This window comes from Fictibacillus sp. WQ 8-8 (genome assembly GCF_024494405.1).
GTDB classification, from domain to species: Bacteria; Bacillota; Bacilli; order Bacillales; family Fictibacillaceae; genus Fictibacillus_C; species Fictibacillus_C marinisediminis.
This window is the reverse complement of record NZ_JAMXKG010000005.1, coordinates 1-17,657: the sequence shown is the minus strand read 5'-3', so window position 1 is coordinate 17,657 and position 17,657 is coordinate 1. Positions and strand designations below refer to the sequence as shown.

General features: G+C 41.3%; 23 protein-coding genes, 1 pseudogene and 1 riboswitch. Of the genes and pseudogenes, 17 read left to right on the top strand and 7 right to left on the bottom strand.

Annotated elements, in window-relative coordinates:
- Positions 1 to 17 precede the first annotated feature (17 nt).
- The 8 genes from M1K46_RS12035 to M1K46_RS12000 all read left to right on the top strand — a co-directional run bounded on the left by M1K46_RS12035 (position 18) and on the right by M1K46_RS12000 (position 6,912).
- Entirely contained in the window at positions 18 to 1,751 is a 1,734-nt protein-coding gene (locus M1K46_RS12035) for a peptidoglycan D,D-transpeptidase FtsI family protein (protein ID WP_256226171.1), read from the top strand.
- Between the two features lie 90 nt (positions 1,752 to 1,841).
- Positions 1,842 to 2,477: a YrrS family protein gene (locus tag M1K46_RS12030; protein ID WP_091004289.1), complete on the top strand. Its 636-nt coding sequence runs from the start codon at positions 1,842 to 1,844 to the stop codon at positions 2,475 to 2,477.
- A gap of 168 nt (positions 2,478 to 2,645) precedes the next feature.
- The gene (locus tag M1K46_RS12025; protein ID WP_062234261.1) at positions 2,646 to 3,293 is read left to right on the top strand and encodes a class I SAM-dependent DNA methyltransferase; all 648 of its coding nucleotides are present in this window, start codon (positions 2,646 to 2,648) and stop codon (positions 3,291 to 3,293) included.
- A 23-nt stretch (positions 3,294 to 3,316) separates the two neighbouring features.
- The gene (gene mtnN, locus M1K46_RS12020) at positions 3,317 to 4,021 is read left to right on the top strand and encodes a 5'-methylthioadenosine/S-adenosylhomocysteine nucleosidase (RefSeq protein ID WP_256226170.1); all 705 of its coding nucleotides are present in this window, start codon (positions 3,317 to 3,319) and stop codon (positions 4,019 to 4,021) included.
- Positions 4,014 to 4,481 (top strand): S-ribosylhomocysteine lyase, encoded by a 468-nt coding sequence (locus M1K46_RS12015; protein ID WP_053357752.1) that lies wholly within the window; start codon positions 4,014 to 4,016, stop codon positions 4,479 to 4,481. The genes mtnN and M1K46_RS12015 overlap by 8 nt, the downstream gene beginning before the upstream one ends.
- A 14-nt stretch (positions 4,482 to 4,495) precedes the next feature.
- Entirely contained in the window at positions 4,496 to 5,419 is a 924-nt protein-coding gene (locus M1K46_RS12010; RefSeq protein WP_053357753.1) for a PLP-dependent cysteine synthase family protein, read from the top strand.
- A gap of 1 nt (position 5,420) precedes the next feature.
- On the top strand, positions 5,421 to 6,554 hold the full coding sequence (locus tag M1K46_RS12005; protein WP_062234270.1) for a bifunctional cystathionine gamma-lyase/homocysteine desulfhydrase: 1,134 nt from the start codon (positions 5,421 to 5,423) through the stop codon (positions 6,552 to 6,554).
- Between the two features lie 121 nt (positions 6,555 to 6,675).
- Complete coding sequence (locus tag M1K46_RS12000) at positions 6,676 to 6,912, top strand: YrhC family protein (RefSeq protein WP_053357755.1); 237 nt, start codon at positions 6,676 to 6,678, stop codon at positions 6,910 to 6,912.
- 85 nt (positions 6,913 to 6,997) lie between these two features.
- Here M1K46_RS12000 and menA read toward each other — a convergent pair whose 3' ends face one another.
- Entirely contained in the window at positions 6,998 to 7,888 is an 891-nt protein-coding gene (gene menA, locus M1K46_RS11995; protein WP_062234273.1) for a 1,4-dihydroxy-2-naphthoate octaprenyltransferase, read from the bottom strand.
- A 593-nt stretch (positions 7,889 to 8,481) separates the two neighbouring features.
- Between menA and M1K46_RS11990 the strand changes: the two genes are divergently transcribed.
- The 3 genes from M1K46_RS11990 (at position 8,482) to M1K46_RS11980 (ending at position 9,189) form a co-directional block, all read left to right on the top strand.
- Positions 8,482 to 8,631 (top strand): hypothetical protein, encoded by a 150-nt coding sequence (locus M1K46_RS11990; RefSeq protein ID WP_175501805.1) that lies wholly within the window; start codon positions 8,482 to 8,484, stop codon positions 8,629 to 8,631.
- A gap of 131 nt (positions 8,632 to 8,762) precedes the next feature.
- Positions 8,763 to 8,912: a YrzI family small protein gene (locus M1K46_RS11985; protein ID WP_082316189.1), complete on the top strand. Its 150-nt coding sequence runs from the start codon at positions 8,763 to 8,765 to the stop codon at positions 8,910 to 8,912.
- A 106-nt stretch (positions 8,913 to 9,018) separates the two neighbouring features.
- A complete protein-coding gene (locus tag M1K46_RS11980) occupies positions 9,019 to 9,189 on the top strand; it encodes a hypothetical protein (RefSeq protein WP_197275507.1) in 171 nt (56 codons plus the stop codon).
- Between the two features lie 2 nt (positions 9,190 to 9,191).
- Here the strand turns inward: M1K46_RS11980 and M1K46_RS11975 are convergent, their stop codons facing one another.
- The gene (locus M1K46_RS11975) at positions 9,192 to 9,914 is read right to left on the bottom strand and encodes a TPM domain-containing protein (protein WP_091004303.1); all 723 of its coding nucleotides are present in this window, start codon (positions 9,912 to 9,914) and stop codon (positions 9,192 to 9,194) included.
- Complete coding sequence (locus M1K46_RS11970; protein ID WP_256226169.1) at positions 9,914 to 10,480, bottom strand: LemA family protein; 567 nt, start codon at positions 10,478 to 10,480, stop codon at positions 9,914 to 9,916. The genes M1K46_RS11975 and M1K46_RS11970 overlap by 1 nt, the downstream gene beginning before the upstream one ends.
- Before the next feature lie 157 nt (positions 10,481 to 10,637).
- Here M1K46_RS11970 and M1K46_RS11965 point away from each other — a divergent pair, with 157 nt between their 5' ends.
- Both M1K46_RS11965 and M1K46_RS11960 read left to right on the top strand, forming a co-directional pair.
- The gene (locus tag M1K46_RS11965) at positions 10,638 to 10,841 is read left to right on the top strand and encodes a CsbD family protein (protein ID WP_062234282.1); all 204 of its coding nucleotides are present in this window, start codon (positions 10,638 to 10,640) and stop codon (positions 10,839 to 10,841) included.
- 285 nt (positions 10,842 to 11,126) lie between these two features.
- Positions 11,127 to 11,333, top strand: a pseudogene (locus M1K46_RS11960) (carboxymuconolactone decarboxylase family protein); the annotation flags it as partial.
- Between the two features lie 332 nt (positions 11,334 to 11,665).
- Here the strand turns inward: M1K46_RS11960 and M1K46_RS11955 are convergent.
- On the bottom strand, positions 11,666 to 11,968 hold the full coding sequence (locus tag M1K46_RS11955) for a hypothetical protein (protein ID WP_256226165.1): 303 nt from the start codon (positions 11,966 to 11,968) through the stop codon (positions 11,666 to 11,668).
- A gap of 470 nt (positions 11,969 to 12,438) precedes the next feature.
- A riboswitch (SAM riboswitch) is annotated at positions 12,439 to 12,554 on the top strand.
- Positions 12,555 to 12,628: 74 nt separating this feature from the next.
- Between M1K46_RS11955 and M1K46_RS11950 the strand changes: the two genes are divergently transcribed.
- Both M1K46_RS11950 and metC read left to right on the top strand, forming a co-directional pair.
- Positions 12,629 to 13,747, top strand: coding sequence for a methionine biosynthesis PLP-dependent protein (locus M1K46_RS11950; RefSeq protein WP_256226164.1), 1,119 nt, complete (start codon positions 12,629 to 12,631; stop codon positions 13,745 to 13,747).
- Entirely contained in the window at positions 13,740 to 14,918 is a 1,179-nt protein-coding gene (gene metC, locus M1K46_RS11945; protein WP_256226163.1) for a cystathionine beta-lyase, read from the top strand. The genes M1K46_RS11950 and metC overlap by 8 nt, the downstream gene beginning before the upstream one ends.
- A 236-nt stretch (positions 14,919 to 15,154) precedes the next feature.
- On the opposite strand, the gene M1K46_RS11940 is transcribed toward metC, so the two are convergent.
- Both M1K46_RS11940 and M1K46_RS11935 read right to left on the bottom strand, forming a co-directional pair.
- On the bottom strand, positions 15,155 to 15,304 hold the full coding sequence (locus M1K46_RS11940) for a hypothetical protein (protein WP_256226161.1): 150 nt from the start codon (positions 15,302 to 15,304) through the stop codon (positions 15,155 to 15,157).
- A gap of 33 nt (positions 15,305 to 15,337) precedes the next feature.
- On the bottom strand, positions 15,338 to 15,520 hold the full coding sequence (locus M1K46_RS11935; protein WP_091004325.1) for a hypothetical protein: 183 nt from the start codon (positions 15,518 to 15,520) through the stop codon (positions 15,338 to 15,340).
- A gap of 174 nt (positions 15,521 to 15,694) precedes the next feature.
- On the opposite strand from M1K46_RS11935, the gene M1K46_RS11930 reads away from it, so the two are divergent.
- Entirely contained in the window at positions 15,695 to 16,198 is a 504-nt protein-coding gene (locus M1K46_RS11930) for a YhcN/YlaJ family sporulation lipoprotein (protein WP_256226160.1), read from the top strand.
- Positions 16,199 to 16,299: 101 nt separating this feature from the next.
- On the opposite strand, the gene M1K46_RS11925 is transcribed toward M1K46_RS11930, so the two are convergent.
- Positions 16,300 to 17,073 (bottom strand): alpha/beta fold hydrolase, encoded by a 774-nt coding sequence (locus tag M1K46_RS11925; RefSeq protein ID WP_256226158.1) that lies wholly within the window; start codon positions 17,071 to 17,073, stop codon positions 16,300 to 16,302.
- 297 nt (positions 17,074 to 17,370) lie between these two features.
- Between M1K46_RS11925 and M1K46_RS11920 the strand changes: the two genes are divergently transcribed.
- Positions 17,371 to 17,502 carry a DUF4023 domain-containing protein gene (locus M1K46_RS11920; RefSeq protein ID WP_256226157.1) on the top strand — a complete coding sequence of 44 codons (132 nt, stop codon included), beginning with the start codon at positions 17,371 to 17,373 and terminating at the stop codon, positions 17,500 to 17,502.
- Positions 17,503 to 17,657 lie beyond the last annotated feature (155 nt).

Below are 17,657 nucleotides of genomic sequence, written 5' to 3'. Positions count from 1 at the left end.
AAAATGAGGTGGTCTTTATGAAAAGCATTCATAAACGCATAGTGATTTCCGGCTCGCTATTTATTTTGGGTTTGTTTCTCCTTGCCGGGCGCCTGATTCAGATACAGCTAGTATCTACAGAATCCTTTTCAAAACATAAGGTCAATCTAATTGACGAGAGTGTAAGACAACGCACACATTCCTTTACAATCAATGAAGGAAGAGGGCTGCTGCTTGACCGAAATGGCGAGATGATCTCCGCGGAATTAAAGCCAGCTGTTATTTTATTCCCTTTTTTGCAGGGTGAAGCGAAGGCCATCGATAAAGTGGCGGATGTGCTGGGAAAAAGTCCTTCTGTAATTCGGAGAGCGGTTGAAGGGCACGAAGAACCCTTCGTTATCGCTGATGAGAAAGATGATATTACGACCCAGACAATGGAAAGAATCAATAAATTAAAGCTTCCAGGAGTTTATGCTCATTATATTGCAAGAAATAAGCACTCGGAGTTTGCCAGTTCCTTGCTCGGCGTAACGGGACAAGCCCCGGAAGTGATCAAGAAAAATTATAAAGATAAACTTGATAAAGGGATGATCAGTGTTAATACAAAAATTGGAAAAACGGGATTTCAGCAGGCGTTTGATCCGTTTTTGATCTCTGAAGGAGAGACGAAGCTGATCTATCATGTTGACCGGTCAGGGTCTCCCCTTTTCGGTCTGGACGTTAAATACCTTGCTCCATCCAATCCCTTTTATCCAGTTAGTGTGAAAACCACGGTAGACAGCAAGCTGCAGGCCATTCTTGAGCGTGCTGTTGACGTAAGCGGTATAAAAAATGGCGGAGCTGTACTGCTGGACGTTTCGAGCAATGAACTGCTTGGTATGGTAAGCCGGCCATACAAAACAGGCTTAAGCAAAAACCAGATGCTGACTCGGCATGCTCCGGGTTCTGTTTTTAAAATCGTGACTGCGGCCGCTGCCATTGAGCATAAAGATCTTCAAAAAGAGAGGACGTTTGACTGTGACCTCGGGATCGATGGGAAGAAGGCCAAGCATCCACTAGGAAATTTGGACTTTAACAGCAGTTTCTCACAAAGCTGCAATCGGACATTCGGCCTGTTGGCTAATGATATGATGAAAAAAGATCATAGCATGTTGGATGACTATGCCAAGAAGCTTGGCTTGACCGGCAGATCAGGCTGGAACGGGCAAGTTTATCATTATCAAGACTTCAAACAGTTTCCGGAAGAAGAGCATGCAACGATCTGGGCTGACCGCTACGACAAAAATCAGCCATTAGCCATCTCTCAAACGGCAATCGGCCAAAAAGATGTCCAGGTTACACCTTTATCCGTTGCAAATATGATAGCTGGCATCGCTCGTGGAGGAAAAGTGGAGGAAGTGAAAGGTGCGACAAAAATCCTGTATAAAAACGGGAATACCTTACTTACTTTTCAAGACCATAAGAAAAAAGCAAAAATACAGCCTTATACTGCGCAAAAGCTTCAGATGCTTCTTAGCGGCGTGGTAACCGATCCAAAAGGAACAGGGAGGGCGTTACAGGGTCTGCCATATGCAGTGGCGGGCAAGTCCGGAACGGCAGAGAAAGGGAAAGCTAATACTTCAAATAAATGGTTTGCCGGTTATTTTCCTGCCGACCATCCAAAATATGCGCTCGTTGTTATTGATTTAGATTATACAGGTGCACGTACGACTGTTATTTCGGCTTATGCCGATATTGTGAAAAAGATTTACAATAACGATAAAGAAAAATAATAAGTTCTGCTACATACTCAAAATCTCAAACTTGTCGAATTCGTTTATCGTGGTAAAATTGATATAGCAAAACTTTTTTAGGAGGTTTGTATGAGCAGAAAACAATACCGTTCTCGCTTTGAAAAGCGAAAACAAAATCGAACATTAAACATTGCAATCGGAGTAGTTATCCTCTTGATTATAATTGTTGGAGCTAACATATTCATGAACGGAGGCAGCAGCCCGACGTCTTCTTCTCCTGCTCACGGTAATCAGGATAAGAAAAACCATTCCTCTTCCTCTAAAACCGATACAAAAAAGAAAGACGACTCGATCGTCGTAGATGAAGATAAGAACAAAGATTCCTCTGGTACGGATCAGAATTCTTCTTCGCAGAAAGATGACAGCGAAGATAAAAATAAAGATGATGCAGCTAAAAAAGAGACCGATAAACCTGAAGGGGGAGGCCCAGATGGTCCATGGGATCCTGTGGGAACTTCACAATCAGGAACACACACCAAATCGTACGATAAAGGAACTCCGGACTGGAACGAACAAACAAAGGCTTTATCCTATGCAACAGGAATACCCGAGGATCAAATGACATTATTGTGGCTGGGTAATGGAGGGGCACCGGACAAATCGGTAGGACGTGTCCTTTCAAAGGAAGATGGAAGCCGATATGAAGTTCAGCTTCAATGGGAAGATGGCAAAGGCTGGAAACCCACAAGCGTTACAAAAAATTAATAAAAGCATAAGCCGTCTGAACATTTGTTCAGACGGCTTTTTCGTCCAAAAATGAGAGTGCCGTTTGATTGATTATTCCTGATTTCTGTGATATCTTGGAACCTGTAAAGTTTTAATTCATAGTATAGTGATAGGAATTATATATTTTAAATAGACGGAGTGGGATAAATGGGCAGAGAATTTATTTCGTTATTTGATGAGTGGGCAGAATCATACGATCAATCAGTGTCAGGCCAAGATGAAGAATATAAGGAAGTATTTGAACGATATGGAGAAATTCTTGAAGCGGTTGCCTCAAGGACGACAGGAACTGTCGCAGAATTTGGAGTGGGTACTGGAAACCTGACCGAAAAACTGCTGGATGCCGGGAGAACGGTTTATGGTATTGAACCTTCAAAAGGCATGCGGGAAAAGACAAAAGCCCGTTTTACAGACCTGCAGCTTTTTGATGGAGACTTTTTGGCATTTCCAGAACTTCCTGGAGAGATTGATGCTATCGTAAGCACCTATGCTTTCCATCACCTTACAGATAAAGAAAAAGACTCTGCTATCCAATTATATAGCCAGATTTTAAAGGAAAATGGTAAAATTGTATTTGCGGATACAGCTTTCATTAATGAGGCGGACCGGCAGGAAAGGTACCGCATCGTAAAAGAACAAGGTTATTTAAACCTGCTGCAGGATCTTCAGACGGAATATTATACGACGCTTGAAGTGCTGAATGAAATTTTTCAGAAACATGGTTTTGAAGTTTCTTTTGAAAAATTAAATACCTACGTCTGGCTGATGGAAGCTGTTAAAACGAAAAAAATTTAACAGAATATATTGGAGTTGTCGCTATGAAAATTGGAATAATCGGTGCTATGGAAGAAGAGGTCATCATTCTTCGGGATAAACTATCACACAGGCAGGACAAAACGCTCGCCGGCTGTGAATTTTATACTGGGAAGATTGATGGACTTGATATCATTCTCCTAAAATCGGGTATCGGTAAAGTAAATGCCGCTATTGGTACAACGTTGATGATTGAGATGTTTCAACCAGACTGCCTTATCAATACAGGATCGGCTGGAGGGTTTCACAAAGACCTGAATGTTGGAGATGTCGTCATCTCAACGGAAGTTCGCCATCATGATGTGGATGCAACCATCTTTGGCTATGAATATGGGCAGGTTCCACAGATGCCGGCCTACTATGTACCGGATGCCGATCTTGTTTCCATCGCTGTAAAAAGTGCGGAGAAGGTAAGCGGAATACAAGTAGCAAAAGGTCTGATCGCTTCAGGTGACTCGTTCATGAGCGATCATGAACGAGTGGAATTTATCCGGACAAAGCTTGCGGGATTGTATGCAGCAGAAATGGAAGCGGCGGCGATTGCTCAGGTTGCCTATCAGTTCAAGGTGCCGTTTGTCATTATCCGATCTCTTTCAGATATAGCCGGTAAAGATGCCCGCGTATCTTATGACCAATTTTTAGATACTGCCTCCAAGCACTCGGCAGAATTGATTTTATTAATGATAGAGGAGTTGAAACATAATGGTTAAAAAAATGAATGTAGAAAGCTTCAATCTTGATCATACTAAAGTTGCAGCACCTTATGTACGTCTTGCTGGTACAACCCAAGGTAAAAATGGAGATGTTATCCATAAATATGATATTCGCTTTTGCCAGCCGAACAAAGATCATATGGATATGGCGGGGCTTCATTCAATCGAACATTTAATGGCAGAAAATATCCGTAACCATCATGATTCAGTGGTGGATATCAGTCCAATGGGCTGCCAAACCGGATTCTATCTTTCAGTCATTAACCATGACAACTATGATGAAATCCTTGAGGTCCTAGAAAAAACATTGCATGATGTTCTAAAAGCGGAGGAAGTACCTGCCTGCAACGAAGTTCAATGCGGATGGGCTGCCAATCACAGCTTGGAAGGCGCAAAAGAGATTGCAGAAAAAATGTTAGCGAAAAAAGATGAGTGGAACAAGGTGTTTGCTGAATAAGAGGAGTTTGTGTGATGACGGTTTATAAAAATATACATGAGTTAATCGGTAATACACCGATGGTCCAACTGACTCAGTTCCCGTTGCCAAATGGGGTGCGGCTATTTGCCAAACTTGAATATTTCAATCCTGGAGGAAGCGTGAAAGACCGGCTGGGGAAAGAATTACTGGATGAAGCGTTCCGTACAGGAAAACTGGTGGAGGGCGGTACCATCATTGAACCGACAGCCGGCAATACAGGAATTGGTCTGGCATTGGCAGCTATTAACAGAGGTATTAACGTTACGTTTGTTATCCCTGAAAAGTTCAGTATGGAAAAGCAGGACATCATGAGAGCTCTAGGCGCAACCATTATTAATACGCCAACAGAGGAAGGTATAAAGGGAGCGATAAAGAAGACTGAACAGCTTCTTACTGAGATTCCTAACTCCTTTACTCCAGCTCAGTTTTCCAATCCGGCCAATCCTGCTACGTACTATAAAACACTTGGACCAGAAATTTGGCAGGACTTAAACGGCGAGGTTGACATCTTTGTTGCAGGAGCCGGCACTGGCGGTACATTCATGGGTACCGCACAGTTCCTAAAAGAAAAGAAATCGGAAATTAAAACGGTCATTGTAGAGCCAGAAGGGTCGATTTTGAACGGCGGCCAGTCAGGACCTCATAAAACAGAAGGAATCGGTATGGAATTCTTGCCAGGCTACATGGATTCTTCTTATTTTCAAGCGATCCATACAGTTAGCGATGTTGACGCATTTAACAGGGTGAAAGAATTGGCACAAAAAGAAGGCATTCTTGCTGCCAGTTCTTCAGGTGCTGCTCTTCATGCTGCATTGCTGGAAGCAGAAACAGCTCCTGCAGGTTCGTCAATCGTAACAATCTTCCCCGATGGAAGTGACCGATATTTAAGCAAAAAGATATACGAAGGAGGCATTTAACATGAAAAGGAAAACAAAATTGATACACGGCGGAATTCCGGGTGATCCAGCTACAGGTGCCGTGTCGTTTCCGATTTACCAAGTAAGCACCTACAAACAAGAAGAAGTGGGTGTTCATAAAGGATATGAATATTCCCGAACAGGAAATCCGACCCGTTTTGCACTAGAAGAGCTTGTTAAAGACCTTGAAGAAGGAAAAAGAGGTTTCGCTTTCGGTTCTGGTATGGCAGCCATTACAGCTGTTATGATGCTGTTCAGTTCAGGTGACCATGTGATCCTGACGGATGATGTATATGGCGGGACATACCGCGTTGTATCTAAAGTCCTCAACCGAATTGGTATTGAAGCCACTTTTGTTGATACAACCGATTTAAATGCAGTAAAAGAAGCGATCAAACCGAATACAAAAGCACTATATGTTGAAACACCGACAAACCCATTGTTAAAAGTAACCGATTTAAAAGCAGCTTCCCAATTGGCGAAAGAAAACAACCTGTTATTTATCGTAGACAATACGTTCAGCACTCCGTATTGGCAAACACCAATTACATTAGGAGCTGATATTGTTCTTCATTCCGCTACTAAATATATTGGAGGGCATAGTGATGTCGTGGCAGGTATCGTCGTTGTAAACGATGATAAGCTGGCTGAGGATCTTCACTTTGTTCAGAATTCTACAGGCGGCATCTTAGGGCCGCAGGACTCTTGGCTCCTTATCAGAGGTATTAAGACGCTCGGTCTTCGTATGGAAGCCCACGAGGCCAATACGAAGAAAATTGTAGAGTTTCTGTCCAATCATCCAAGCGTTGAAAAAATTTATTACCCTGGACTTGAAAGCCATCCTCAGCATAGCATCGCAAAAGCGCAGGCAGGTGGTTTTGGCGGGATGGTATCATTCGATGTAGGTAGTGGCGAGAAAGCTGCCCAAGTCTTGAAAAAGGTACATTACTTTACCTTAGCAGAAAGCCTTGGTGCAGTAGAAAGCCTGATTTCTGTTCCTGCTCAGATGACGCATGCGTCCATTCCTTCTGACCGCAGAGCAGAACTCGGAATCACTGATGGATTAATCCGCATCTCAGTCGGAATTGAAGATGCAGATGACTTAATTGAAGATTTGAAGCAGGCGCTTCAATAAGAGAAAAAACTCCCGGCAGATAGAACCGGGAGTTTTTTCATATATTTGTCAAATATTACGTAGTCGGCAGCCACCTGATATATGTTATTGTAAAATAAGAGGTTAGGAGGCTGATTAAGTAATGGATTCAAAAGTTATTCAAGATATTAAAGTTAAAATTCAGGATTATCAGCACTACGGGATTATCCTTTTATCATTAAGCTCGTTTCTTTATTTAGGAACTGTGATTCCTTTTGCAGGGAAAGATACAGCAGATGCGATTGTCTGCGGAGCAACTTCCATGACAGGGCTTGGTTTTACTGCTCTTATGTATTATCAAGCGAAGAGATTAAAGAAACGTTTACAAGAGATACAATAAATAAAAAAATCCGGCAGCCATGATGGGCTGCCGGATTTTTTTATCTGGATTTAGCGCCAGAACAAGGCACTAAAGCTTATAAGTCTTATATTGAAATACCGATGAATGTACCGATGCATAGCAGAAGACCAAAGCCTAAATGAAGCATTGCTGTGAGTCCGAGTGCTTTGTTCAGTTCTTTAGGCTCCCAGGTGCGGGCTGCTATTCCTACTGCTTTTAATGCAATCGGCAAAGAAACGATGGCGATCAAACTCCATGCAGGAAGCAGTGAAGCAATTACGAGCAGCAACAGGATAATATACGTACCAAGCATTAAAATATAATACTCGATTCGAGCTCCTTTTTTGCCGATTAATCCTGCAATCGTAATCTTATTGATCAATTTATCCGTATCGATGTCCCTCAGGTTATTGGCGTGCAATATGGCCATGATCAAGAATGCATTTGGAAGTGAAATAAGTACCGTTTCCCAGTGAACCGTTAGCGTCTGGACGTAGTAGGAGCCAATAACAGCCAAAACTCCAAGTGTCGTTCCTGAAGCAAATTCCCCAAAGCCATTGTAGGCTAGCGCATAGCGGGTAGCTGTATAAAAGTACCCAATCAGGAGAGAAGGAATTCCGATATATAAAATAAAGCTGCCTGTCAGACTGGCCAAAATTAATCCGATAATACTTCCTAAAGCAAAGAAGATGAGTCCTGTAATATGGACTTGCACAGGTGTCATTTCCTTACGGTCAATCACTCCGGACGGGCTGAGCGAGCCAGGCTGGTCAGCACCTTTTTTATAATCAAAGTAGTCGTTCACCAAGTTGGTCCCGCACTGCATGAATATAGCGCCTGCGAGTGTTAATAAAAAGATACCCCAGTTGATCTCCGTCCATTTCATGGCGAGAATGGTACCGAAAAGCACAGGTATGATAGAAGCCGTCAATGAAAATGGCCGGGTAGAGGCCAATATAGTCTTAGGGCTTATCATAATCGTTCCCCCTATCTTACGAAATACAAATTATTAGGCATATCCATTATAAAACAAATGTTTGTGAAAAAGTACACATAATGCTTGTGTTTTATACAAAAAATGAAATTTGTGATGGTAAGTATGGAATGTTTTTCTTTCTATGAAATTCCGCAAAACAACGGGTATCTTTCATAAGGAGGATGCATATAAATAAATTGTTTGGTAAAAGAGGTTTACAAGTTACCATGATGTGGTTATAATTACCATGTAAGAAAAATCAGAATTTATTGAAGGAGGTCGAACACCATGATGCAATGTAAAACAATTTCAACTCTGAAGCAACTGAATAAATCAAATCGATGTTCGGCCGTTGGACAGTAGTCTTTTTTAACAATTCATTTGGATAAAAAAGCGCCGCAGGCTGAACGATGCCTGTGGCTTTTTTGTGCCCATTTTTGGGTTGGCCGCAGGGGATCTTGTACTGCGGCCTTTTTTTATAAATATCAACTTGAGGGAGGAGAGAAAAATGATGATTAGTATTGCTTTGTTGACTTGGTTCTCTTTGGAGAAGGATATGACCTGTTGATTTTAAAATTAAAGGAGGATTTACTATGTTTACACTACAATTATTTTTTGGCACAATTACTGTTTCTTTCAAACGAAAAATCAGAACGCATCAAGAAGTTGTACATCAGCAAGAGGTGAATGAGAGGTTCGAAGCCAGCCGCGATAAAGTCGTGAATACGGTCCTAACCTTTTAGTAAAGTTTGACAATAAAAATTAATGGAGGGATAAATATGATGGTAAAAAGATACCTGGCGTTTCTCAATTGGATCATAACGGAGAAAGATACGACCTGAAAGGATAACCAGGAAGGAAAGGAGGAACCTGTATGTTTACACTAAACCTTTTCTTTGCTACGATTACCATTTCATTAAACAAGAATGAAATGACGTACAAAGAATATGTGCACCAGCAAAATGTAAATGACTTGTTCGACGCTGCTCATGCAAAAGCAATCGACGCGAATTACATTCGTTAATAGATAGAAAAAAGCCCTGGCTTGCGCAAATTATAGTGCGAGGCAGGGCTTTTGCTGTATGATGAAGATATAAATCATAAAGAAGGGTTAAAAGGGTTGAACGTTCATGAAAAAAGATATTCATTGCTGTGCCACCTGCATCAATTTTAAGGTTTCAAGAACGGAGCAGGGGATGAAATATGAGTGTACAAGGCTTGGATATGAAACCCAGCCTTCCTATAAATTCAACTGCTGGGAACCAAAGGATCACGTGAAAAAGTGGCTGGAAGAAAAATAAATTTACCAGCCTCTTCCTGCCCCGCCACCGCCGGAAGACCCGCCACCACCACCGCGCCGTCCACCGCCACCGCCTCTGGATATCATGGAGAGGATCATGTAAGTCAGAAATCCATTAAAAAATTTTACATCCAAAAAGATAACCACTACGATGATAAGAATGTAAAACCACGAGAAAGGATCTTTTTTCTTTTCTTTAGGAGGAGGGTTATCCTGTCCCTTGTATTCTTGTTTGATCTCTTTAGCAAGAGCCTGATACGTTTGTGTGACAGCCGAGTCAGGCTTCCCTTGTTTCATATAGGGAATCGCATTTTCGTCCAGAATCCTTCCAGCTTTTCCGTCTGGAATAGCACCCTCAAGACCATATCCAACTTCAATCCTGATTTTCTTCTGTGACATGGCAACGACGAGCAGTACGCCATTGTCCGCTTTCTTCGTGCCAAGCCCGTACGTTCTATAGGCTTTATTCGCATAGTTCTCAATGGGTTCACTTCCAATAGACTTAACGGTCAGAACAGCAAGCTGTGCTGTCGTCTGATCTTCCAGTTGTCTTCCCAATGACAGCAGCTCTGCTTCTTGCTGTTGATTTAAGATGTTCGCGTAGTCTTGAACATAAATATCTCCCGTTGGAGCAGGTATCTTTGCTGCTGATACCGGTTCTCTGGCTGTTAGTATGGTGAAAAAGAGAAACACCATCAAAAGGAGGGAGAATCTTTTGGAAAGCATTATCCGTTTCCTCCAAAGTCTACTTTAGGGGGCTCTTTTGCGTTGGCATTGGCCTTAAAGTATTCTTTTTTATCAAATCCTCCTATCCCAGCAATTAACGCTCCAGGAAATCGTTTTACTTTTTTATTATAGGAAGCCACTTCCTGGTTGTAATCCCTTCTGGCTATGGCGATCCGGTTTTCGGTGCCTGCAAGTTCATCCATAAGTTGAGTAAACTGTTTATCAGCTTTAAGGTTCGGGTACCGCTCCTGAATAACAAGAAGCCTGCTTAAAGCGCCGGTTAATTGGTCATTGGCTTGTGCCTTTTCCTGAGTTGATTGTGCACCGGCCAGGCGGGCACGCGCATCGGAAATATCCTTTATGACCTTTTTTTCATGTGAAGCATAGCCTTTGACGGTATTTACAAGGTTAGGCACCAAATCTACACGTCTTTGCAGCTGTGTCTCAATCTGCGAGTAGGACTGATCAACATCCTCTTCCTTGTTGACAAAACCGTTGTAGCTTGCTACAAACCAAATAACGATAACACCTATGATGACTACAGGCCATATCCAGCTTTTTTTCATATGTACACTCCTTCAGCAAATTTACATTAATTTTTAGTTTTCCCCTATCTTATGATTTAAAAACAGAAAATATGGCTTAGGTTCAACAAGATTAAAATGGCTTAATAGAGGGTAAACACCCTATGTAGACGGATATAAAATGGAGGAGGAATTGAAAATGAATGAAGATCAAACAAAAGGGAAAATGGATCAGGCCAAAGGTGAAGCAAAAAGAGAGCTAGGCAAGCTCACTGGAGATGAAAGAACAGAAGCGGAAGGCAACAAAGACAAAGCAAAAGGAAACATCCGTGAAGGTTATGGCGATGCCAAAGAAAAAGCAACAGATACAGTAAACAGCTTATTTGATAATAAAAGAGATTAAGTAAAAGTGAAACAAGGCCAGCTCCGAAAGGGACTGGCCTTGTTTTTTGATTAAATATCCCAATGTTGACGGAACCAAGTCACACGAAACTGGCAATATTGTTTTGCACCGCCATTTCCACTAATCCCTGCTTGGTGAATAAATAAATTTTAATTACCCTTTAATTTTTGTCACAAAAAGAGGGAGTTAATTGTCTTATTAGTGATTGCAAATTAAGGAGGAATTGAGTATGGAAACAAGATTTTTAATGGGAAAGGTCAATCCAGGAGGTTATGAGGCAATGTTGAACCTGCGTTCTTTTCTCCTGAAGAACGAGCAGTGCTAGCGCTGACTGAATCGATCACACTCGTAGCTGACTCCCATGTTCCAGAAGTATATAGGGAAGTAGCTGAACATTTTGAGGAAAAACAAATAGCGGAAATCATCATGCAAATCGTATCCATCAATGCATGGAACCGCATTGGAGTTTCCACAAGGTTAATGCCGGAATAGATCAGATTCATTAACTATTAAAATGCAAATGGAGATACGGAAGGTAGCTTTCGTATCTCCATTTTTATTGGAACGTAACAGGTTTATTGACGAGGGAGCTGCTTTCCAGTAATGATAATGGGTTCCCCAGCCATCAATAATGAATGCAAGGACCGAAGTGAAGGGGGTGACCAATAACACGAGTTTACATTTCTTATTTAAAAGAAATACACCTGCCAACCAAGGCAGCACCATATAAAGCAGATAAGAAGCCAACATGCCATCACCAAATTTATGACTTTGGTGATAGCATGTTTCATTTTCTTCGCCTTCATTCAAAACGAAGGGCATTTCTATTTTACAGGTGCAATAAAAAAGGAACAGTATTTTGAATTAATGAACAGTTGATGTAATCGAATATCCAGCTGTTCATCTATAGATTTCGGAATGGTTATCACTCCTTTTTTATTAATCTTTATATATTTGGCTCCCTTTACTTCGTTTATGGTATTGGCCTGAATGATGATTGAGTCGTCTTTTTTACATACAGTGAGGATGTCATTTTCTGTTATATTAAATTCCTCTCTCCAAACGGCAGGCAGCAAGATGACACGATTTTTACCAGGCATATAGTATTTATCTGTCTCAACTATCAACTGTCAGACTCCCTTAATTAGTAGTTTTTAATAAATATTACCATGCCTAACATTTTTTCAAACTGATAAAAACGTTTCAATTTTACTTAGAAGATTTAGGTTAAAAGCTTTTAATTGCTTAATTTCTGTGCGTAAACCGACTATTTACCTGCGAATATGGTAAATGGAACCAGTGTTTTCTGAAAACCTCTTTAAATACAGGACTAAAATCATCAGGTGAAAATGTAATAAAGGTAGGTGCTGATTGAGAAAAACAAAAAAAGAAAAAAGTATCTCATCGTTTATCAGAAGAGTTAGCCCTTTTACTAAAGTACGTCCCGAGTTTTAACTTTCGAGTACCTTACCAATACAGCCGCCAATGTAATAAAGGTTAATTGAAATTTTAAAAAAGCAATATTTTTTGAAATACCTATTGAAACATTCAGAATATTATTGTAGAGTATAAATTACAATTTGATACGTGATTTGTTTTCTTATCAAGAGAGGTAGAGGGAATGGCCCGATGATACCTCAGCAACCTTCAGCCGCGGATGGCTGAAAAGGTGCTAAATCCATCAAGTTCGTTAATGAACTTGAAAGATAAGAAGAACGACAATTGATATTTCTCAAAAGTCTTCTTCTTAGAAGGCTTTTTTTATTTTATTTATTAGGAGGATCTCCATGTATAAAACGGAAACAAAGCTTGCTCAGATCGGCAACCGAAGTGAAGACCGGACAGGATCAGTTAATCCGCCCGTTTATTTTTCAACCGCTTATCGCCATACCGGGATAGGAGAATCAAGCGGGTATGATTACATACGCACCGGCAATCCGACACGCCAGCTGCTTGAACAGGCGATCGCGGACCTGGAGGGAGCGGACCAAGGCTTTGCTTGCAGTTCGGGAATGGCCGCGATCGCCACCATCCTCTCCCTTTTTCAATCAGGGGATGAATGGATCGTATCCAGCGATTTATACGGCGGTACTTATCGGTTATTGGAAGAAGGCTATAAAAAATGGGGGCTGTCCTGTAAATACGCAGACACGGCGAATCCTCTTGAAATTAAACAGGCGATTACTGCGAATACCAAAGCGATTTTTCTGGAGACCCCGACAAATCCTTTAATGGAAACTTGTGATATCCAGGCGATTGCTTCTATTGGAAAGGAACATGATCTCCTCGTGATTGTAGACAATACATTCTACACGCCTTTGCTTCAAAAGCCGATTGAACTTGGGGCAGATATCGTCATCCATAGTGCAACAAAATATCTTGGGGGACACAACGATGTACTCGCAGGACTCGTTGCTGCAAAAGGAGAGAAATTATGTGAAGAATTGTCCTATCATCATAATGCTACGGGTGCCGTTTTAAGCCCTTTTGACGCCTGGCTGTTGATGAGAGGCATGAAAACCTTGGCATTAAGGATGAAAAAGCATGAAGAAAACGCAAAGGCGGTCGTCGGTTTTCTCCAAGAACATGAAGCTGTTACGGATGTGCTTTACCCAGGAAAAGGTGGAATGATTTCCTTCCGGCTTCGTAACGAAGAATGGATTCCCTGCTTTCTAAAAGGAATTTCACTGATCACATTTGCGGAAAGCTTGGGCGGTGTCGAAAGCTTCGTCACCTATCCGGCCACTCAGACCCATGCCGATATTCCGGATGACATTCGCATCAAGCGAGGGGTGTGCAACCGGCTCCTTCGGCTGTCTGTTGGAATTGAAGATGAAAATGACCTTATAGATGACTTATCGCAAGCACTTCAAATTGTTCAGAAGGAGGCAATCCCCCATGAGTGACTATTCCTGTTATAATTTTCAAACCAAATTGCTGCATCATAAGCATAAGACCGATCCGACAACTGGTGCGGTCAGTGTACCGATGCACCTTTCTTCAACGTTTCATCAGGAGGATCTCGACAGTTTCGGAAAATATGACTACAGCCGGTCAGCCAACCCGACAAGAGAAGCGTTGGAGGAGCAGATCGCTCTCTTGGAGGGAGGCTGCCGGGGATTCGCTTTCTCTTCAGGAATGGCCGCTATATCGACAGCTTTTCTGCTCCTTTCTCAGGGTGATCATGTTGTGATTTCAGAAGATGTTTATGGCGGTACTTTCCGAATGGTAACGGAAGTGCTCACAAGACTGGGGATTACCCATACTTTTGTAGACATGACTGATCTGGATGCAGTTGAGAGAGCCATTCGTCCGAATACAAAAGCTTTTTACATCGAGACACCATCCAATCCACTGTTGAAAGTAACGGATATACAGGCAGTAAGCGAGCTTGCAAAAGAACAAGGAGCACTGACGTTTGTGGATAATACGTTCTTAACACCGGCTCTTCAGCAGCCTTTGCAGCTTGGTGCAGATATCGTTCTTCACAGTGCTACGAAGTTTCTTGCCGGCCATAGTGATGTCGTTGCAGGACTTGCGGTTGTAAGGGATGGAGAGCTGGCAGAACGCCTTTATTTTCTGCAGAATTCCTTCGGAGCCGTGTTAGGGGTACAGGATGCCTGGCTTCTCATGCGCGGTTTGAAAACGTTGTATGTCCGGCTTCGCCATTCCTCAGAGGCAGCTGGTAAACTCGCTGATTACCTAAATCATCATCCTCTTGTTAAAAAGGTACATTACCCGGGGCTGAAAGAGCATTCCGGTTATCAATTGCAGCGCCGGCAAGCAGAAGGGCCTGGAGCTGTCTTTTCCTTCGAGCTTGAAAGCGAACAGCTGGTAAGGCCGTTCACTTCGCACCTTCAGATTCCGGTATTAGCGGTAAGCCTTGGAGCAGTAGAGTCCATATTGTCTTATCCGGCAAAAATGTCACATGCTGCAATGCCAGAACATGAACGAAGGAAGAGAGGAATTACCAATACGCTTTTCCGTTTTTCAGCAGGGCTTGAAGACCCTGAAGACCTGATTGCTGATTTCGAGTTCGCATTAGCTCAAAGCACGATCCAGGCACTTGCAAAATAGAAGGTCATCGGATTTTGATTGCCGATGGAGCAATGGGGCATAAGAGCCCATGTTTCTCACGAGCCATAAAAAGTGGCTCTTTTTTTTGAATTATGCCTCATCGTTTTGTTTATAAAGAGGGACAGCAAATCAGTGTTTGCTGAAACACTGATTTGCTGTCCTATATAGATTTTGAAATCAGAAAAGGCAAAAAATGTCTTAAACCTGATTTTTCGTCCGTTTATATTTATATCCGACTAATCTTCGTTCAGACTGGATATCGTCCCATCTTTCACTAAACCAGTAGTTGAAGTATCATTACTGGTTATTTTCTCTGGTTCCTCTTGCTTCTGATCAGAGGCAAGAATTCTTATCCGACCATGAGTATCATGTTTAGACTTCATCATTTATCCCCTCCTAATTTTCCGCTTTATAAAGCATTACTGATTATTGGACTGTTGTTGATTCTGTCCCTGCATATCAGTTCCCAATCCCATCATATTTGAAGCAAGCGGCATCATGTTTTTCATTTTTCCTCCATTGCCACTCAGCATTTGATACGCAGCAATACCCACTCCTACCGAAGCGATAATTGGTAAAATCGTATTCATATTTGTTTTCATCTACATCATCCCATTTTAGATTTTTGTCCATTGCTGAACCATATTATTTTGTCTAAAACAAACTAAATAAATTAAGTCGATTATTACCAATGAATAATAATCGGAGAAATTCTCCTTTGATGCATAATCCGGGGGGAATTCCAAAAGATAACGATAAAAGAAAGGAGAGAACATATGAATAAAAAACGAAATCTTATTCAATTTTTGGTGATCGTGTTCATGGTAGTTGTTTTAACAGCCTGTATGAATAACCGAGATAATAAGCAGGGAATGGATAATCAGAACAGAAATATGAGGAATATCAGTACTGATGAAAATACAGGTGACAATAATAACCAAGACAACCGACTGGATGTTGCAGATGAGGCTGCTGATCAAGTTGTCCAGCTTCCGGAAGTACGTCAGGCGAACGTCATCGTTACTGGTAATAATGCCTATGTGGCAGCTGTTTTGGAAGATGGAACAAACGGCAAGCTGACAAAGGAAACCGAGAAAAAAATAGCAGACAGAGTAAAAAGCACAGACCCTGATATCAAAGACGTATTTGTGTCCACTAACCCTGACTTTGTGGATCGTGTTCAAAAGTACGTGAACGATGTTCAGGCCGGAAAACCTGTCAAAGGTTTCTTTGAACAATTCAGCGAGATGGTTCGGAGATTATTCCCAACACAAAGATAAGTTTTCTAAAAAGCTCGAACTAAAAAATGAGGAAAAAGTGCAGATCACTCTTTCCTCATTTTTTTTTGGCTGGCAATAAGGCTTTATTTGAATAGTTTTATTCATTCTGTATAGTTAGCAACAAACTGTACAATCATTTCATTTAATTCATCCGCTGCTTTTGTGGGGATCTGGTGTTTGACTTTGGGAATGAACTTTAGCTCATTAAAAGGCAAATTTTCATGAAGGAGCTTAGCATAAATGTGAAAGGGTTTATCTTTTTTACCATAGACCAACAGAATGGGCAGATTAATGTTTACCAGTTGCTTGGTGCAATTATAGTGCAAACTAGAATTGTAATACTCCTTGATATTGTGAGAAGATCCTCTCCGGCCAACTTGAAACATCTGTATAAACAGCTCTTTTGTAATCGAATTGGTCCAAGAAGTGGACAAAGCCAAAACGGGGACAGCACCTATTTCCGCGAGCTTGACTCCTGCAGAAATCTTATCCTTAAGCTGTCTGTCCTTTACTTCAGAAATCCCTCCAATAATTATTCCCCCAAGCGCCCGGCTCGAATTAGTTAGCAAATACTCCAAAACGATAGAGCCGCCCGTCGAGTAACCGCAAATAAATGCTTTTTTAATTTCAAGATGATCCAACAGGCTGATAATATCATCAGCAATGAGTGGATAGGTCAGCGGCCGTTTTGAATACTGGCTTCTTCCATGACCTCTAATATCAAAAGTAATAATCTTATACTTTGTAGATAGCCCCTCTGCCTGATATGTAAAATTTAAGGAAGTAAGTACGGGAGGATGAATAAAAACAATGGGAATCCCTTCTCCTTGAACAGCATAGTACAGTTTAACGTCTCCAACATCCAGTATTGGCATAATAACATTCACCTCAGCTTGAAATTCTATTCATAATCTCTGCTAAGCTTGTTGGATTATTCATCAAAATCTAAAATTGCCGAATTTGAAATGATCAGGACTAACCCTTCATATTAGACAGATGAGCTTATATTTGCACAGTTAAGTGGTGATTAAATTAACAGTTTTGAAATTGAAAAATTCTTGATATTTGTTGGAATTTTTTCAGTGTCGAAAATATATTGAAAGAAATATGAGTAATTTTACTTCCAAATGGATAAAGTAACAAAGGAAAAATAAGAGAGGGGCTGTGTATTAGTGGAAAACACAAGTGATTTTGTAGAAAAATTGCACGAAAACCAGGAAAAAGCAGAAAAAAATAAAAAGCATCAAGGCAATGGTAATCCAGGGACCAAGCTGCCAAATAAGCAGCACGGTACGAACAAGTAGCTATTGGGTACATTTATTTTATAGAGAAGGGGCTGTCCAGAAAGTCGAAAATTGACCTTCAGGCAGCCCCTTTTTGGCTTGAAAAATCTTCAATGAAAAGTTAATTGAAGTGGAAGATGCGAGACTCCTGCGGGACTAGCGTGACAGGTGAGACT

What these genes read in the sequence shown, in the direction of transcription:
- M1K46_RS12035 (WP_256226171.1), top strand. Translation starts at nt 18, where the DNA reads ATGAAAAGCATTCATAAACGCATAGTGATTTCCGGCTCGCTATTTATT.
- M1K46_RS12030 (WP_091004289.1), top strand. Translation starts at nt 1,842, where the DNA reads ATGAGCAGAAAACAATACCGTTCTCGCTTTGAAAAGCGAAAACAAAAT.
- M1K46_RS12025 (WP_062234261.1), top strand. Translation starts at nt 2,646, where the DNA reads ATGGGCAGAGAATTTATTTCGTTATTTGATGAGTGGGCAGAATCATAC.
- mtnN (WP_256226170.1), top strand. Translation starts at nt 3,317, where the DNA reads ATGAAAATTGGAATAATCGGTGCTATGGAAGAAGAGGTCATCATTCTT.
- M1K46_RS12015 (WP_053357752.1), top strand. Translation starts at nt 4,014, where the DNA reads ATGGTTAAAAAAATGAATGTAGAAAGCTTCAATCTTGATCATACTAAA.
- M1K46_RS12010 (WP_053357753.1), top strand. Translation starts at nt 4,496, where the DNA reads ATGACGGTTTATAAAAATATACATGAGTTAATCGGTAATACACCGATG.
- M1K46_RS12005 (WP_062234270.1), top strand. Translation starts at nt 5,421, where the DNA reads ATGAAAAGGAAAACAAAATTGATACACGGCGGAATTCCGGGTGATCCA.
- M1K46_RS12000 (WP_053357755.1), top strand. Translation starts at nt 6,676, where the DNA reads ATGGATTCAAAAGTTATTCAAGATATTAAAGTTAAAATTCAGGATTAT.
- menA (WP_062234273.1), bottom strand. Translation starts at nt 7,888, where the DNA reads ATGATAAGCCCTAAGACTATATTGGCCTCTACCCGGCCATTTTCATTG.
- M1K46_RS11990 (WP_175501805.1), top strand. Translation starts at nt 8,482, where the DNA reads ATGTTTACACTACAATTATTTTTTGGCACAATTACTGTTTCTTTCAAA.
- M1K46_RS11985 (WP_082316189.1), top strand. Translation starts at nt 8,763, where the DNA reads ATGTTTACACTAAACCTTTTCTTTGCTACGATTACCATTTCATTAAAC.
- M1K46_RS11980 (WP_197275507.1), top strand. Translation starts at nt 9,019, where the DNA reads ATGAAAAAAGATATTCATTGCTGTGCCACCTGCATCAATTTTAAGGTT.
- M1K46_RS11975 (WP_091004303.1), bottom strand. Translation starts at nt 9,914, where the DNA reads ATGCTTTCCAAAAGATTCTCCCTCCTTTTGATGGTGTTTCTCTTTTTC.
- M1K46_RS11970 (WP_256226169.1), bottom strand. Translation starts at nt 10,480, where the DNA reads ATGAAAAAAAGCTGGATATGGCCTGTAGTCATCATAGGTGTTATCGTT.
- M1K46_RS11965 (WP_062234282.1), top strand. Translation starts at nt 10,638, where the DNA reads ATGAATGAAGATCAAACAAAAGGGAAAATGGATCAGGCCAAAGGTGAA.
- M1K46_RS11950 (WP_256226164.1), top strand. Translation starts at nt 12,629, where the DNA reads ATGTATAAAACGGAAACAAAGCTTGCTCAGATCGGCAACCGAAGTGAA.
- metC (WP_256226163.1), top strand. Translation starts at nt 13,740, where the DNA reads ATGAGTGACTATTCCTGTTATAATTTTCAAACCAAATTGCTGCATCAT.
- M1K46_RS11940 (WP_256226161.1), bottom strand. Translation starts at nt 15,304, where the DNA reads ATGATGAAGTCTAAACATGATACTCATGGTCGGATAAGAATTCTTGCC.
- M1K46_RS11935 (WP_091004325.1), bottom strand. Translation starts at nt 15,520, where the DNA reads ATGAAAACAAATATGAATACGATTTTACCAATTATCGCTTCGGTAGGA.
- M1K46_RS11930 (WP_256226160.1), top strand. Translation starts at nt 15,695, where the DNA reads ATGAATAAAAAACGAAATCTTATTCAATTTTTGGTGATCGTGTTCATG.
- M1K46_RS11925 (WP_256226158.1), bottom strand. Translation starts at nt 17,073, where the DNA reads ATGCCAATACTGGATGTTGGAGACGTTAAACTGTACTATGCTGTTCAA.